The sequence below is a fragment of the Alphaproteobacteria bacterium genome (genome assembly GCA_002869105.1).
In the GTDB taxonomy this organism is placed as follows: Bacteria; Pseudomonadota; Alphaproteobacteria; order UBA7879; family UBA7879; genus UBA7879.
Window position 1 is genome coordinate 81,062 of record PKTP01000004.1, and the last position, 15,477, is coordinate 96,538.

Consider the following 15,477-nt stretch of genomic DNA (forward strand, 5'->3'; position numbering starts at 1 on the left):
AATTAAACAATTAAAGCTCACATCGGTGAGCTTTTTTTTGTCTTTAATTTATAATGTGCACACCCAAACGAGGTAGCCAGTCTTTTGGAGGGATCTCTCTTTGCTTGTAGAATAAAGCAAGCTTTGGTTTATCCTCGACCAACTGCAACCAAGGCTGATATCATGGGCATCAGCCTGTGGTGTGTTCACTAGCTCCATCATCTTTACTTTGCCAAATACCATCAGCAGTCCAAATGCCCCCCTTGAAGCATAATGATGATGTGGATGTTTTTTTGAACACCAAGCTTGCGCCTCACGTTGCTGAGATACTCTTCAACAGTTTTGGGTTGAAGACTCAAGTTGGAAGCGATTTGTTTTGCTGCCAGTCCCTTTTTAGCTCCAGCACACACTTGGTTTCTTGAATGCTAAGATCGACACATCCCCTTAACCCGATGCACGTCAAGGTTGGCTGTGTTTCAATCCAGATGGGCTGGCTGGGATGATAATTTTCCAAATGAGACGTATTGCTTGCTTTGATTGGTGTGATGTTTTTGGGATAAATAAGCGTTTCAATGCGTGGTTTGAGATAGGCAATAAATTGCTTCAAAAGGTGCTGTTTCGTCAGATAAAAATTAGAGAGCGATAAATCTTCTTTTGATCCAGCAAATTCCCAGGTTTCAACGCCTTCATAAAATTTTTGATAAAGACTGACACCGTTCCAGATGTCGTATTGGTGGAGGGCATTGATAACATTGTCTTTTAAGTCTGTTGGCCAAAGTCGAAGATTCAACGTTGTGGGGTCTAATCCTGTGGCATTTTCAATAAAAGCAATGCTATTTTCATTGAGTGATTCAAGATAAAAATCACTCCACTCCAAATTATTAAATAAACTAAGGTGTCTGCCATCATCGTAAAACCGCTGATAGGAAAAATGATGTAAGTTATATTTTTTTAAAAACCAGTCGACTTCTTCTCTTAACTTCGTTGAAATGATAGCATTGTATGTTTTTAAATTGAGGTGCATAAATCATATGGATGAAACACAAATATCCCCACAACATAGCAAGATGTAATCAATTAGAAAAATAATAACAATTCTTATATAGTGAGAATTATTTCAATAGTAGCGCTGTAGCCTTTGATCCTTGTTTATATCAGCATTGATAATAAACCCGAGGGAAATGAGAAGTGTCCACATGGCTGTCCCCCCATAAGATATAAAAGGAAGAGGAACGCCAACAACGGGTAATAACCCAATAACCATGGCAATGTTAATAAAAACATATAAGAAAATAGTTCCACTCAGGCCCACCGCCATTAGTCGACAAAATGAGCTCTGACAGCGAAGGCCAACATAAATACCTGTAATAATCAGCATGAAATACCCAGAAAGGAGCACCAAACTCCCAACAAATCCAAACTCTTCAGCAAAGAGCGTGAAAATAAAGTCGGTTTGTTTTTCTGGCAAGAAATTGAGATGACTTTGTGTGCCAGCCATAAACCCTTTGCCAAAAATTCCCCCTGACCCCAGAGCTATTTTTGATTGCATAATATGATAGCCGGCTCCAAAGGGATCTCGTTCAGGGTTTAAAAATGTGAGAACGCGCTTTTTTTGATAGGTATGTAAAAAATTCCAAGCAACCGGGATGAGGGCCAGAATAGCACCGCCAGAAATGATAAAGACTCGCTTTGGCACCCCGGCAATAAAAAGCATCAGAACACCACTGGCAACAATCATGATGGCAGTCCCCAAATCAGGTTGTTTAGCGACAAGGGCTGCGGGTATTAAAATCATTAACAGGGGAACGAAGAGTGTTGATAGTTTTTGAATTTCTTCATGGGTCCGACGATGAAAATAGCACGCCAAAGATAAAATGAGAGAAACCCGCATGATCTCTGAAGGTTGAATATTAATGGGGCCTATTCTTAGCCATCGTTGCGCCCCCATCCCTATATGTCCCATCACGAGGACTGATAACAGCAATAAAATCGCGATGCAGTAGAGGCTATAGGCATATTTGATCCAGAACTGAATCGGGCTATAAACGATTATTAAAAAAATCCCGATGCCAATTAAAAATCGGATCAATTGATTTTGTGCCCAAGGTGATACATCGCCGCCGGCTGCATCGTATAATAAGGCAAGGCCAAGACCAACAAAGGCCAACATTAAAACAAGAAGGGTTTTATTCATTTTTTTTAAGTTATGAAATAACATGACTCTTCTTATATAGGTTGTGATAGATGTATTGAAAAATATTTTTGACCACAGGTCCAGTGGTGCGCCCCCCCCAACCGCCATGTTCAATGATGAGAGCAAGGGCATATTTGGGGTTGTGAGCGGGGGCGTAGCCAGTGAAAATTGCATTATCTCTAAGGTGCCAAGGTGTATCATTGACAGAGCGAATCCCCTGCTGACGCTCTTTTAACGTGATTCGCTTGACTTGGCTGGTTGATGTTTTGCCGGCGATACGAAAATCTGCGATATTAAGTCGAGCACGTCGACCCGTTCCGCTTGAGCTATTGACGGTTTGATCGAGTGCTTTTTGTAAAAATTGAGTGTTATCTTCTGTGATTTTTGTGTGCTGTGGCGCAATAGTATCACTTTTTCTGAGATGAGGTTGAATATCATGACCACCATTGGCAATCATTGAGATAGCATAAACCCATTGAAGTGGGGTTGCAAGAAGCGCTCCTTGACCAATGGATAAGTTGATGGTATCCCCGAGCCACCACGGCTGTTGATACAGTTTTCTTTTCCACTCAGGAGAGGGCAGTAGACCAGATTTTTCGGGATCTAGATCAATGCCTATTAAGTGCCCAAATTTAAAATCAGAGAGGGTTTGAATAAGTTTGTCGATCCCTAAAAGTTGAGTTGCTTTATAAAAAAAGATATCACAAGACTGGACAATGGCTTTGAGTAAATTTGTTGATCCGTGGCCACCTTTGTTCCAGCAGTGAAAAGTGTGTGATCCTACAGGGTATTTACCATCACACCCTACTTTATACGTGGATCCAATATGTGGGTTTTTCAGGAGAGCATACGCAATGAAGACTTTAATGAGAGACCCTGGACTATATAAGCCTGAAATAACTTTATTAACGAGAGGATGACTTTCTTCTCTCAGAAGTTCTTGCCAGTCTTTTGATGAAATCCCTTTTGTAAACACATTGGGATCAAAGCCAGGGATTGAAACAAGGGCAAGAATCTCTCCGGTATGAACATCCATGACGATGGCAGCGGCACTTTTATAGTCTTTGAGCACATCATAAATATGATTTTGTAAAGGAAGGTCTATTGTAAGAGAGATATCCTCTCCAGGAAGAGATGGCTCTTTGGAGAGAGTGCGAATTTTTTGACCAAGGGCATTGTTTTCTGTTTCTAATTGGCCAAAATCTCCGCGCAGATCTTCGTCATAGGAGCGTTCAATACCACTTTTTCCAATGACCACCCCGGGAACAGAAAGAAGAATATTTTTAGAAACTTCCTCTTGATTGGGCTTGCTCACATATCCGAGAACATGGCTGAGAGATTTATTATGGGGGTAAAACCGCTCATCACTTTTGATAACCTCGAGCCCAGGGATCGTAAAACTATTGATTTCAAGAATGGATAGTTCTTCCCATGACAAGTTTCTTTTGATTTCAAGGGGAATATATTTTGGAATTTTATCGGCTTTTTCTATGAGGGCTTCACTCTCTTCTTCTGAGAGCGTAATCAGTTGACTGATTTTTTCTAGAGTTTCGGAGAGGTTTTTATTTTTGCGCCGATCAAGAACAGCGTGATATTTAGGTTTGTTTAAAGCAAGAACGGCGCCATGACGATCCAGTATTTTACCCCTTTGGGGCTTGATTGGCGTTGTCTGAATGCGATTCTTATCCGAAAGCATTGTATAGTGATCCCTTTTGTACACCTGCAGATAATAAAGCCGGACAGCTAAAACCATAAAACAGAGAGACATTAAACCGATTAAAACAACAACGCGTGTTGAAAAAGACTCAATCGACCCTTTAGCCATGTGTTGTCCCCTTTTGAAAAATATGCATCTGAAGGGGAAAGATGGTCCAAGTTAAAATATATTTCAGGATGAAATGCGTGGGCATCACAGTTTTGAGAAAGAAAAGTCCTCCTAAAAACTGGAAGAGATAGATGGCGCTAACGATCAGGGCGTAGGCAATCCATACTTTTTGAAACCGCGTTTTTTTCATCCATACACTGACGATATGAGAAAGGCCACAGCATACCAATATACTTGTTAAATAATAGCCCAGAGGCAAATTTTGAGAGAGGCCAAGGCTAATACCAAATACAAGGCTGTAGAGAACCCATTCATATTTAAGGTCCGACAAAACAAGATAAAACACAAACCCATAACTAAAAAAAGGCATTAAAAAGAAGCCATTGAATAGAATGTCTAAAAATATCGAGGTGAGCGCAAACAAGAGGATCTCTAGGCGCAAATAAAGATGATTGCTTTGTTTTGTTTTAGGTTGAAGAGGCATCTTCATCCTTAAAAAGACGCTTGTGGATTTCTGCTGTCCGCACAATGGATATAAAAAGGATGTTGCGTGGATTGATTCTAAGCCTGGCGATGACGTAATCTGGCTTGATGCTTTCAATACGGCCAATGTTTAGGCGTGGAGGATAGACACCCCCTTTACCGCTTGTGCTGAGGGTCATGCCCGGCTCTAAATCATCTTGGGATTGGATATAGCGTATTTTGATCCGATTATTCCCCATACCCGAAGCGATTCCTTTTTGTTTTGATTCATCCATGATAATGGGCAGTTTGGAGCTAGGGTCTGATAATAACAGTCCATAGCTAAAGTGGGGGGATGTTTTAATGATGCGGCCAATAACCGTGCCATGATAAACCAGAGGATCGTTGATATTGATATTGTCCTCTGTGCCTTTATCGAGAAGAATGCTTTGCTTAAAAGGCTGGCCAGGAAATCCAATGATTTTAGCTGTGATGGCATCCTTGCTGAGTGCCGCGTTGTCTTGATACCCTTTGAGATGATTGAGTTCCTCTATGTCTATCTCGAGTTGTTGAATCTTGGATTGTAAGGCCTCTATTTTATTCACATGTTCTTTGATATCGTTTTGTGTTTCTATAGGAAGCCGGAAGGAAAAGGTATGCTCAGCTTTACGCATGACGGATAGAGCAGGGGCGATCAGCCTCTGCAAGCGTTCCTGGGTGTAATCTTTAAGATGGATCCACATCTTTGGCTTAATCAGATCTAATAGCAAGCATGAAAACACCAACAGAGTTAGGACAATGAAAGACTTTTTCAAAGCCTTACGATAGGAAAAGAGAAAAAGAATAGAAGAAGACTCTTTTAACTGTTTATCAAAGGTGCCTGAGGAAGATGAGGCAGGTTTTGAGAAAAGTCTTTTTTTAGACATCCACTGCTCATGGGGTTTTCATTTACAGCTGTTTAATCAATACGTTATTAAGAACGCTCATTTGTTCTAGAGCTTGCCCTGTTCCCAGAGCGACGCATAATAAAGGATCTTCAGCAATTGAAACCGGTAGGCCTGTTGCATCCCGGAGGACTTGATCTAAATCACGTAGGAGCGCGCCCCCACCGGTTAGCATAATTCCTTTATCAACAATATCGGCAGAGAGCTCTGGTGCTGTTTCTTCAAGAGCTACTTTGACCGAATCTATGATGGCAGAAACGGTTTCACTCAGGCTTTCAGCAATATTGTGTGTTGTGATGGTAATTTCTTTGGGAACCCCAGCGACCAAGTCACGGCCCTTAACAGACATTTTTTTATTTTCTTTTGACTTCATTGAGGCAGAGCCGATTTCTTTTTTGATTTTTTCAGCCGTTGCCTCACCGATGAGCAAGTTGTATTTGCGCCGAATATAGTTGATGATCGCATCATCCATTTTGTCTCCTCCAATACGGGCAGAGCGCGAGTGCACAATGCCGCCAAGGGAGATAACAGCGATTTCTGTGGTACCACCGCCAATATCAACGATCATCGATCCGGTGGGCTCAGTGACAGGCAAGCCCGCACCAATGGCAGCAGCCATGGACTCTTCAATCAAGAAAACCCGACGACCCCCGGCACTTTCAGCTGATTCCTGAATCGCACGACGTTCAACCGTTGTTGACCCTGAAGGCACACAGATGACAATTTGAGGACGGGCAAATAAGCTATTGCGATGCACCTTTTGAATAAAGTGCTTAATCATGGCTTCCGTGACATCAAAGTCAGCGATCACCCCATCTTTCAACGGGCGAATGGCCCGAATGTTTCCAGGCGTCCGGCCAACCATTTGCTTGGCTTCATTTCCAACAGCAAGCACTTTGTTTTTGCCATCAATGGTGGCCATGGCAACAACAGAGGATTCATTAAGAACGATTCCTTTACCCCGGACATATACAAGCGTGAAGGCTGTTCCAAGGTCGATGGCCATGTCGGCTGAAAAAATTTTAGTGATTTTGTTGAAGAACATACTTAAGATCCGAAAAGATTTATTTAACTGTCCTTTTATACCCAATTTCATCGGCGTTGGGAACTATATTCTTCCCCGGTCATTTGAAAAAATGACTGAGGGGTGAAGGGATCAATTGCAGACCGTTGCCTTTGTCATCCTGGACATGGAACTGATTTGCCCGCAAAAGGTCTTTATATTCATGACGCACCAGGCCAAGGCCATGGGTTTGCGTATGGCAGAGGAGAGCCCCAATTTTGGTTTCAATGATGTATAGAGCCGTTCCTATTTCCTGCGGTGGGGCGTTAAAGGTAAAGCCCATGCACTCTTTGTGAATGCCACCCCGATGTTTGGTGCGGGCCATCAGCTCTTGACCCATGTAGCACCCTTTTGTCCAACTCAGAGCGGTCATTGCATCAAAATGATATTCAATAATGACGCTTTTTTGAACGCTCAGTTCTTGACTACCCTCTGCAATGCCGAGGACATATCGATGGTTTTGAAAATGAATTTCATCGTGCAGGTTTTGAACAGAGACCTTTTCTGGTACCACAATAATCGTTCCAAGACTGGGATAACGGGGATCGTGCGCTTTAAAAAAAGTGTCCAAAGGGCAGTCTGGTGAATAGGGAACGGTATCAATCAAAACAGAGAATGAGGATGAGAGATCTTGAATATCAACATGATTCCGAAGTTTATACAGGCTCAGCATTTTGATGAATTCGGCGGATCGACCCGATTCGATGACGGCATAATAGGTATTCCCAATCAGAAATAAGAAAAAATCAAAAAGATATCGTCCTTGAGCATTAAGCCATGCCGTGTAAAGCAGAGGGCTTTTTTCGAGCGCGTGAACATCCTGGGTGATGAGGCCCTGTAGAACATGAGCAGCATCGGCGCCAGATAAGGCAATGAGGGATCGCGAGTTATAGCGGCAAAGTGTCATGATCGGTTTCTTTTTTAAGAGGGCGTGCCAATAGCATTTGAATCAGATCGGCTGGTTTTTTTTGGTTTTGAATTAATTGAATCACCGCTTGGCAAATGGGCAAATCAACAGGGTGCTGATTTAATAGTTTTGTCAAGGATGAGGCGGTTGAAACACCTTCAACGGTGCCAATTTGATGCAAGGCCTCTGAGACAGTACTGCCTTCAGAAAGCATCATACCAAAGCGAAAGTTGCGGGATTGAAGGCTTGAGCAGGTCAAAATAGTATCCCCCATACCAGATAAACCTGAAAACGTGGAAACCTGGGCCCCCAGGCGCGCACCCAGGCGAACCATTTCATGCAGGCCGCGGGTCATGACCAACGCTTCCATGTTTTTGCCAAGCTTGGCGCCGTGACAATATCCCGTTGCAATGGCGATGATGTTTTTAAGGGCCCCGCCAATTTGGATGCCGATTTCATCGGTACAGTGATAAAGGCGCAAAGAGAGGGGATTGAAAAGCGTTTTGAGTTTGGGCCAAAAGGCGGTTGGGCAATAAAGAGAAGACGCCGCACTGAGACCTGCAGAAATTTCATGGGCAAGGTTTGGACCCGATAAAACACCCCGCGCAGCCTGCGGAAAAGCTTCTTGATACAGCGTTGACAACAAATGTCCCGTGCTTTGCTCCAGCCCTTTGGTGGCATTAATCAGAAGAGGAGGCGCAAGAGCGGCTGCCTGCATGTCTGACAAAACGTCTTTAAGGGCAGCTGAGGGGATGGCAACAATCAAAATATCGCACGGGGCCAGATCCGTGAGGCTTTGGGTGAGCTGATAATCTGAGGCGGTTGTGTGTTGACGAGACCAAGCAGTAACCAAATGTCCCGCTTCGTGGGCGCATTTTGCAAGAGCGCGGCCCCAGGCCCCATGGCCAACAATACCAATGTGATATTTTTCCATGAGGCAACTGTATTTTTTATCAAGAAATAAATCAAGAGGGCTCTCGTGTAAGGGTGAAAAATCACCGGGTCATCCTGAGGAACGAAGTGACGTGAGGGCAAAATCTGAATTAAAAAACACCACCCCTCATCTTGAAAAGATCCATCTAAATTCCTACATCACCTCATAGGTAGTGTAGGAATTTTAGTATGTATGCATATCGCAATGGCGGTCTGCCAAGCTCTCCAAAATAAACTATATTATCGTTTTGTTAATAAAAAGATCATGATAACATTTAAGTGTAGGAGAATATTATGGCACCTCATCAAAGAAAAATTACAGCGCTATCGATCATTCGTGATGCAGTGCAGGTTTTTTATCAAAATATCGGTTTTTTTCTGATACTGGGTATTCCTTATGCTTTGCTGTCAGCTGGCTATGAGCTTCTCTATAACTCAGAAATTTTAAACTCAGAAATTTTAGACCCAGAGTGGAGGGAGTTACTTCTGCCTATTGCCTTGAGTGTGCCGGTTCTTTTATATTCGTTTCTTTATATGCCCAAAAAATTGGTTGAGCGCTTTTTGCCAGAGATCTACACACAACAGTCTTTAGGCCGATGCTTCAGACGTGCGGGCGCTTGGTTTTTGAAAATATTTGGGTGTGGTGAAGTTATTTTTTTTATTTTTCATTGGTTGTCCTATGACTTTAATACACTCTCCTTAATTTCTCCTGATGGTTTTGGTGAAGATCTCCTTGAACAGGGGGTAGATTATTTTAAGAGCTGGCACCAGATTCAGCTTCAATGGGGTATTGTATTTAAAGTCTTTCTGGCCATGGCCTCTGGTGTGTTTTTATTAAGGGTTATTTTTGGGAACTTTTTGGCATTTACAAGCAAACCTTCGACATTAAAATATGCTTGGTCCATTACTAAGGAGCACGCGGTTTTGCTTGGGAAATTATATTTGTCGACTGTGGTTCTTTTTGCGGCTGCAGGAATGGTAGGCTACCTTATTCATAATACTCTGTTGCACATTGATAATCGAATTGCTCTGGCTCTTATCAAAAGTTCGTTTGGTGCGATGCCTGAATTACTGATGTCTGCGATGCTTCTGATTTTTTATCGCCGCTGTATTCTTAAAAACTGAAATAATCCTGAGGAACGGTAAATAGCAGGAGATTGCCGCCGTCGTTTCACTCCTTCGCAATGACGAAGAGTAGGGTCATCCTGAGGAGGAACATCGTTCCGACGTGAGGATATCTAATGAATCAGGAAGGGGATTCTCACGCTCCATTCTGTCGCTCAGAATGACGCGTAAAAAAATAAACGTCCTCGCGCAAGGGCGATAAAGAGGAGTGCCCCCCTAATCAAGCCTGACGGATATTTACCGGCGCTGGATCAGCGGGTTTACGCTTCTTGAGCTGCTTCTTCACTGTTTGCGTTTTGGCAATCGCAGGAATTATTGGGTTGATCCGTGTTGTTTTCAGCTTTTTTTCAGCCTCTGTGTTGACAGCAGGGGTTGGAGTTCTTTGCTTTTGCTTTGACGCAAAGGAAGAATGATCAGGACTGGTTTGATTTGAGTTGTCAGCATGTACAGTTGTTATAAACATAGTTAAAATAAAAATAAAATACTTCATGTTATTTAGCCTCCATTTTCTTCAAATTAACATGTTTCGGACATTTTTTCTATCCCTAAGAGAATTTAAGCTATCGTTAAACCTGAGATCTGATAAGAAAGAAGTTAACATAACATAACTTTGGATTTAATAATGAATATACAAAAAACCATTTTATTTACTTTTTTAGGCCTGTTTATATGCCTGAACGTTTTTGCACAACATCCTGAAAGCGACGGTGAAGCCCCAGAGGTTCAGGGGTCTAGAGGGCCTGAGACCCTGGGGTTGACTGAGGCTGAGCAAGAAAATTACTTAAAGTTAATGGCTGATATGGAGATCAGCCAGCCTCAGCCAATGGGTTTTGGCCGGGCAACGTTTCAGGAAGAAACAAAATTATCGATTGTAAAAAAAATTGTATCATTGGGTCTTGGTGTTTCATCGTCTATGGCTTTGGGCAAAAATCTTTGGTGCCAGTCCCAACGTAAGCTTTTTTGTTCTTCAAGGAGAAACTGGCGATAGTGCTGATCCATTTTCTGCCCCTATGGCAGTACTGTGTTTGCCCCGGCAACGGCAGTGGTGCATGAGCTATTTGAAGATTTAACCGCGGGTGGTTTTGAAAAACCCCGATCGAAAAAAGAAATACTACGGGCGCTTGCCTATCTGGGCAATGCTGGATTTTCAGTCCAAGATGGGTATAGCAATTTGGTGGTTTATGGCCGGGTTTCTTGGAATTCCAGTATTCCAAAAGTGCGTAATTCGGTAGATGGTGGGATATATTACTTGGCTGGGTGTTACGTATTCACCAATTTTCTGGATAAGTTAAGCAGTGGGCAGGGTATTATCAACCGATTATAATGGCATCCAGCAACGGATGAACCGGAATTTCGAAGAAAACCTGCTGAAGAAAAACATTGCCGGCACCCTTCAAAACCAATTAATGCACAGTTACCAAGCGTTGTTGGAGATGGATGATGCGCGGATCATGCAGCTGCGACAGCAGATTGGTCAATTGTTCCGGGCGCCGCAAACCGATGAAGAAAAACAAAACGCTAAACTGTTAAGTTTGTTGAGGGTGATCGGCCTGTCCAGCACAGATCCAGAAGCACCTTGGGCACCGCAAAAGAAACCGATGTCCCTTAAGGTCTGTGAAGCCATTGGCGGCAGCCTGGGCTTTACGATTTTGCCTTGGGCGATATTTAGTTCTTATTTTGCTTATGATGAAGATAATCGTTTTGATTCTTCAGCTAATCAATATATTTATTCTCCAGGATTGAATGATCCCAATGCCTGGGCCTATTCATCGGCCTTGGGGTTGTATTTGGCCGGCACTGGCTTGATGAGTGGCCGGGAATTGGGCCGCAAGGTTTGGTCCGATTGGAGTGGGCGCGACCTGAATCAGTTTCGGTCATCACCAGAATTCTATAACAAAAACCTGCAAGGCGTGCGGGCGCTGACACGGATTTTGACCTATGGGGTCAGTAACCTGATGGTGATTCCGGTTGCGGGCATGGCAGGAGAATTGCTTTATACTTCCTATAATATTTACGAAAGAAACAAACAACAACTCATCATGCTGAGTGTGATGAATTGGGCGGTTGGATTTCATGGGGAGTTTGACCGGCATTATCAAAATGTTATTACCAACTTGGCGAGATGGCGCGGGACAGACCCCCTAACCACCGCCCGGGATGACCTGCGGAAAATGATTATCCAGTTCCATGATGGTGTTGGAGAGTTGGATCCGGGCCAAACCAAACAACTCAGTGAGCTGTTAGAAAAAGCCCAAGGCCAGGAACAGGAAGCGCAAGTCGCCGATATAGCCGAGAGTTCATTTAGCAGCAATGGAAGTGAGCCAAGCAATGTGGCAGTTGCTGAAAAGGGTGATGTGGCCATGGATCTGGGTTCAGGGCTGAGTGAGGGTACCGACGTTGATGAGAGCGCCGGAGAAACCGGATTGCGAGCTGGATTGTTGACAGAAGCGCAGCGGGCTGTGGTGGCAGAGAGTCCAAGCAGTGGCTCTGATAGTGGATCCGGTGGGCAAGAGTTTGACGGCTTGTTGGATTCTGAAGAAGGCGCGCAGCTGTTAGGCGATCAATCGAAAAAAGGCTGGCTTGGCCGTGTGCGCACTTGGCTGTTCGGCCCTGATGTTCCGGCGGATTTGAAACACTTGGTTGATTCACTCCCAGTGAGTTGAGAGGGGTGCGTGAAGGAGATTGCCACGTCGGCCTAAAGGCCTCCTCGCAATGACGAAGAAAAATAAAAACCCCCGCCTCTGTAAGGGAAAAAAATATACGTCATCCTGAGGAGGAACATCGTTTCGACGTGAGGATCTCAATTATAAGGATGAGATTGCCACGTTGGGGCTGCGCTCCGCCTCGCAATGACAAGTGGGGGCGGCGCTCCGCCTCTGCAAGGGAAAAAAACACACGTCATCCTGAGGAACGCAGTGACGTGAGGATCTAATGAATTAAAAAGGAGATTCTTACGCGCCATTCTGTCGCTCAGAATGACGAGTAAAAAATAAAGAACACTGCCTCACAATGACAACTATCTAGGGAAAGGAGATTGCCGCAGTCGTTTCACTCCTTCGCAATGACAAAAACCAAGTAAGGGATCAGGAGGGCGGCAATGATGGGTATCTCCTGAACAGTCGTTCAGAAAGGCGGCAAAAAGCGCTTTGCAAGGATTGATTAACCTGTAATCCAGCCGCCGCCCAGAACGCGAGAGCCATCATAACACACCGCTGCTTGACCTGAGGCCACGCCGTATTCGGGTGTCTCAAAATAAATGCAGGCTTCCTGGTCCGAGATCAATTCAATCTTGGCGGGAACGGGTTTATGCGTTGATCTGATTTTAACCGTGCACGAGAGAGGTTGGTTGCCCTGCTTTAATGAGGGCGCTAACCAATTGAGTTCCTTGATTGGAAGAGACTTTTTGGCGAGCGCTTCTTGAGGGCCAACGACCACTTCATGGGTTTCAGGGCGAATATCAATCACATAAAGCGGCGACGTACCTTCTTTACGGCCGCCAATGCCCAGACCTTTACGCTGACCAATGGTAAAGCCAATGATGCCCGGATGAGTGCCCATAACGGTGCCATCCAGATGGACAATGTTGCCGGGAACAATGGATTCTGGGCGTAGCTTGCGGACCAAACTGGCATAGTTGCCATTGGGCACAAAGCAGATATCTTGGCTGTCTGGCTTATCCGCCACTTCTAAACCGAAGCGTTCAGCAAGTTGACGGGTTTCAACTTTTTCCTGACCGCCTAAGGGAAAGCGCAAATAATCCAGTTGATCTTGGGTGGTGCTGAAAAGGAAGTAGCTCTGATCTTTGGTGGGGTCAACGGCTTGATGAAGCTCGGCGCCCTCAACGCCTTCAAGGCGGCGGACATAATGACCCGTGATCAGGGCATCGGCGTTTAAATCTTTGGCTGTTTTGTAGAGATCCCGAAACTTAACCGTTTGATTGCACCGGATACAGGGGATGGGCGTTTCCCCCTTGAGATAGGAATCGGCAAACTCATCAATGACATCTTGCTTAAAGCGGGATTCATAATCCAAAACATAGTGTGGAAAACCCATCTTATCCGCCACTATTGAGGCATCGTAGATGTCTTGGCCAGCACAGCAGGTCCCTTTTTTTTGTAAGGCCAGACCATGGTCATATAACTGCATGGTGACGCCAACAACATCATAGCCTGCTTCAACCATGAGAGCGGCAGCAACGGAGCTATCAACCCCCCCTGACATGGCAACCACCACACGGGTTTCGTGCGGTTTTTTGGTAAAGCCAAGATCTTTTGGGTTGGATGCGGGCATTTCAGTGTTTATATTATTGGTTTCCATGGATCTATATGTGGCGTTCTTTGTGGTTTTTTTCAAGAAAAATTCGTTAAAAACAGGTTAAATTCGAGCCCAAACAGGCGGGTTTTTGATCAAAATGACCCCTTTTTTGACACAAATCGACCTGTTTTGAACCCAAATTGATAGGGGGGTAAAAGGGGTTAGGGTTCGTCGCGCTCTTCAATCCAAGCGGCTTGGATGCTTTCGAGAATTTTCTCATTGGACTTTTGCGGATCATCCTTGAAGTCGGGAAGGTCTTGGACCCATTGCCATAGATCTGTAAACCTCAGGTAAACGATGTCTGCATCGGGATGCGCTTCTTCTAGTTGAATGGCCATCTCTGTAACATCGGTCCATTTCAAGGGCATGGATTATTAATCCAATTGCATGTTGCGGGTGCCTTCAGGCAAGCGGACGGTAATACCATCAAGTTCATCGGTGATGATAATCTGACAGCCCAGACGAGAGGTGTGGGTCAGGCCAAAAGCAAGATCCAGCATGTCTTCTTCATCTTCGCTGGCTTCATCAAGTTTCTTGTACCATTCAGGGTCAACCACCACATGGCAAGTGGAGCACGCCAGGCTGCCTTCACAGGCTCCTTCAAGATCGACGTTGTTGGCATGGGCCACTTCTAGCAATGACAGGCCAGCTGGTGTATCAACTTCAATTTTTTTATCATCTGGGGTTACAAAAATAACACGGGGCATAACAACTCCTCAAAAAAAAATATTATTCATGTGATAATACGAATTCGGATGAGAATCCAGCTAATTCTGTATCGGTCAGGGCATCAACGGAGTGAAATAGCTTTTTAGCCAGAGAGAGCCGATTGAGCTCTGTCAGGCGGTTGACCAGGGTTTCTCTGAGCTGATGGAGGTATAAAACATCTTGAGCGGCATAAGCTTTTTGACTGTCGCTGAGAGTTGGCGCTGACCAATTACTGGTTTGACAGGCTTTATCCAACTGGATATTGAGCAGTTCTTGACACAAATCTTTGAGCCCGTGCCGCGACGTATATGTGCGGGCGAGTTTGGAGGCAATCTTGGTGCAAAAAACAGTGGGCATCTCGCACTTAAACGTGTTTTTTAGATGAGCAACATCAAACCGCGCATAATGAAAAATTTTTTCACAGCCTGGGTTGGTGAGTATTTTTGTGAGATGCGGCGCTGGTTTCGGATCAGCAGCAACTTTAACCAGATGCGCTGTCCCATCCCCTGTTGACACTTGCACCAAACACAAACGATCCCGTTTGATGTTAAGGCCCATGGCTTCTGTATCGATGGCAACGGCAGGGCCAGCATTAAAAGATGACGGAAGATCGTGCTCGTGTAGATAAATGGTCATATCAATCCGTTTTTCTATTGTTTATCAAACGTGACGGCCTCAGGCAAGTGTGTTGCAGATGGTGTTCAGAAAGGAGACTGCCACGTTGGCATGATATGCCGCTTCGCAAGGACAAAAAATACACGTCATCCTGAGGAACGCAGTGACGTGAGGATCTGCTGAATAAAGAAGGAGATTGCCACGTCGGCCTAAAGACCTCCTCGCAATGACGAAGAAAAATAAAAACCACCGCCTCGCGGTCGTGCGGAAGGGCAATTCAAAATAAATACACCTTGAAAAAAAAACTTGTTCTTATATGAAGTGAAAATATCGTTACTTAAAATACAGATTAAAGAGGAAAAATGAATCACTTATTAGCCAGTTTTATTCTAGCTCTTGTCGTCTCTA

General features: G+C 44.3%; 18 protein-coding genes. 4 read left to right on the plus strand and 14 right to left on the minus strand.

The annotated features are described in order from the left end of the window. Window positions 1-221: 221 nt before the first annotated feature. The 9 genes from C0582_02270 to C0582_02310 all read right to left on the minus strand — a co-directional run bounded on the left by C0582_02270 (window position 222) and on the right by C0582_02310 (window position 8,308). Window positions 222-389 carry a hypothetical protein gene (locus C0582_02270; GenBank protein ID PLX30037.1) on the minus strand — a complete coding sequence of 56 codons (168 nt, stop codon included), beginning with the start codon at window positions 387-389 and terminating at the stop codon, window positions 222-224. Beyond that, window positions 335-1,003, minus strand: coding sequence for a hypothetical protein (locus C0582_02275; protein PLX30038.1), 669 nt, complete (start codon window positions 1,001-1,003; stop codon window positions 335-337). The genes C0582_02270 and C0582_02275 overlap by 55 nt, the downstream gene beginning before the upstream one ends. A gap of 93 nt (window positions 1,004-1,096) precedes the next feature. Next, complete coding sequence (locus tag C0582_02280) at window positions 1,097-2,197, minus strand: rod shape-determining protein RodA (protein PLX30039.1); 1,101 nt, start codon at window positions 2,195-2,197, stop codon at window positions 1,097-1,099. After that, a complete protein-coding gene (gene mrdA / locus C0582_02285) occupies window positions 2,184-3,998 on the minus strand; it encodes a penicillin-binding protein 2 (GenBank protein PLX30040.1) in 1,815 nt (604 codons plus the stop codon). The genes C0582_02280 and mrdA overlap by 14 nt, the downstream gene beginning before the upstream one ends. Beyond that, complete coding sequence (locus C0582_02290) at window positions 3,991-4,482, minus strand: hypothetical protein (GenBank protein ID PLX30041.1); 492 nt, start codon at window positions 4,480-4,482, stop codon at window positions 3,991-3,993. Before C0582_02290 ends, mrdA begins: the two co-directional genes overlap by 8 nt. Continuing rightward, the gene (locus C0582_02295; GenBank protein ID PLX30042.1) at window positions 4,466-5,386 is read right to left on the minus strand and encodes a hypothetical protein; all 921 of its coding nucleotides are present in this window, start codon (window positions 5,384-5,386) and stop codon (window positions 4,466-4,468) included. The genes C0582_02290 and C0582_02295 overlap by 17 nt, the downstream gene beginning before the upstream one ends. A gap of 22 nt (window positions 5,387-5,408) precedes the next feature. Next, window positions 5,409-6,449, minus strand: a complete 1,041-nt coding sequence (locus C0582_02300; protein PLX30043.1) for a rod shape-determining protein — start codon at window positions 6,447-6,449, stop codon at window positions 5,409-5,411. Window positions 6,450-6,528: 79 nt separating this feature from the next. After that, complete coding sequence (locus C0582_02305) at window positions 6,529-7,374, minus strand: hypothetical protein (GenBank protein PLX30044.1); 846 nt, start codon at window positions 7,372-7,374, stop codon at window positions 6,529-6,531. After that, the gene (locus C0582_02310; protein PLX30045.1) at window positions 7,355-8,308 is read right to left on the minus strand and encodes a glycerol-3-phosphate dehydrogenase; all 954 of its coding nucleotides are present in this window, start codon (window positions 8,306-8,308) and stop codon (window positions 7,355-7,357) included. The genes C0582_02305 and C0582_02310 overlap by 20 nt, the downstream gene beginning before the upstream one ends. Window positions 8,309-8,601: 293 nt before the next feature. On the opposite strand from C0582_02310, the gene C0582_02315 reads away from it, so the two are divergent. Beyond that, the gene (locus C0582_02315) at window positions 8,602-9,432 is read left to right on the plus strand and encodes a hypothetical protein (protein PLX30046.1); all 831 of its coding nucleotides are present in this window, start codon (window positions 8,602-8,604) and stop codon (window positions 9,430-9,432) included. Between the two features lie 220 nt (window positions 9,433-9,652). Here C0582_02315 and C0582_02320 read toward each other — a convergent pair whose 3' ends face one another. Further along, complete coding sequence (locus tag C0582_02320) at window positions 9,653-9,922, minus strand: hypothetical protein (protein ID PLX30047.1); 270 nt, start codon at window positions 9,920-9,922, stop codon at window positions 9,653-9,655. A gap of 132 nt (window positions 9,923-10,054) precedes the next feature. Here C0582_02320 and C0582_02325 point away from each other — a divergent pair, with 132 nt between their 5' ends. From C0582_02325 to C0582_02335, 3 genes are read left to right on the plus strand one after another with little or no spacing between them, the layout of a single operon-like run. Beyond that, window positions 10,055-10,420 (plus strand): hypothetical protein, encoded by a 366-nt coding sequence (locus C0582_02325; GenBank protein PLX30048.1) that lies wholly within the window; start codon window positions 10,055-10,057, stop codon window positions 10,418-10,420. A 33-nt stretch (window positions 10,421-10,453) separates the two neighbouring features. Then, window positions 10,454-10,756: a hypothetical protein gene (locus C0582_02330; GenBank protein PLX30049.1), complete on the plus strand. Its 303-nt coding sequence runs from the start codon at window positions 10,454-10,456 to the stop codon at window positions 10,754-10,756. Window positions 10,757-10,772: 16 nt separating this feature from the next. Further along, window positions 10,773-12,095, plus strand: coding sequence for a hypothetical protein (locus C0582_02335; GenBank protein PLX30050.1), 1,323 nt, complete (start codon window positions 10,773-10,775; stop codon window positions 12,093-12,095). A gap of 496 nt (window positions 12,096-12,591) precedes the next feature. Here C0582_02335 and C0582_02340 read toward each other — a convergent pair whose 3' ends face one another. The 4 genes from C0582_02340 to C0582_02355 form a co-directional block, all read right to left on the minus strand. Then, on the minus strand, window positions 12,592-13,653 hold the full coding sequence (locus C0582_02340; protein PLX30058.1) for a tRNA 2-thiouridine(34) synthase MnmA: 1,062 nt from the start codon (window positions 13,651-13,653) through the stop codon (window positions 12,592-12,594). A gap of 254 nt (window positions 13,654-13,907) precedes the next feature. Continuing rightward, window positions 13,908-14,108, minus strand: a complete 201-nt coding sequence (gene iscX, locus C0582_02345) for a Fe-S assembly protein IscX (protein ID PLX30059.1) — start codon at window positions 14,106-14,108, stop codon at window positions 13,908-13,910. A gap of 12 nt (window positions 14,109-14,120) precedes the next feature. Beyond that, window positions 14,121-14,453 carry a 2Fe-2S ferredoxin gene (locus C0582_02350; protein PLX30051.1) on the minus strand — a complete coding sequence of 111 codons (333 nt, stop codon included), beginning with the start codon at window positions 14,451-14,453 and terminating at the stop codon, window positions 14,121-14,123. Window positions 14,454-14,475: 22 nt separating this feature from the next. Further along, on the minus strand, window positions 14,476-15,090 hold the full coding sequence (locus C0582_02355) for a ribonuclease D (GenBank protein PLX30052.1): 615 nt from the start codon (window positions 15,088-15,090) through the stop codon (window positions 14,476-14,478). Window positions 15,091-15,477 lie beyond the last annotated feature (387 nt).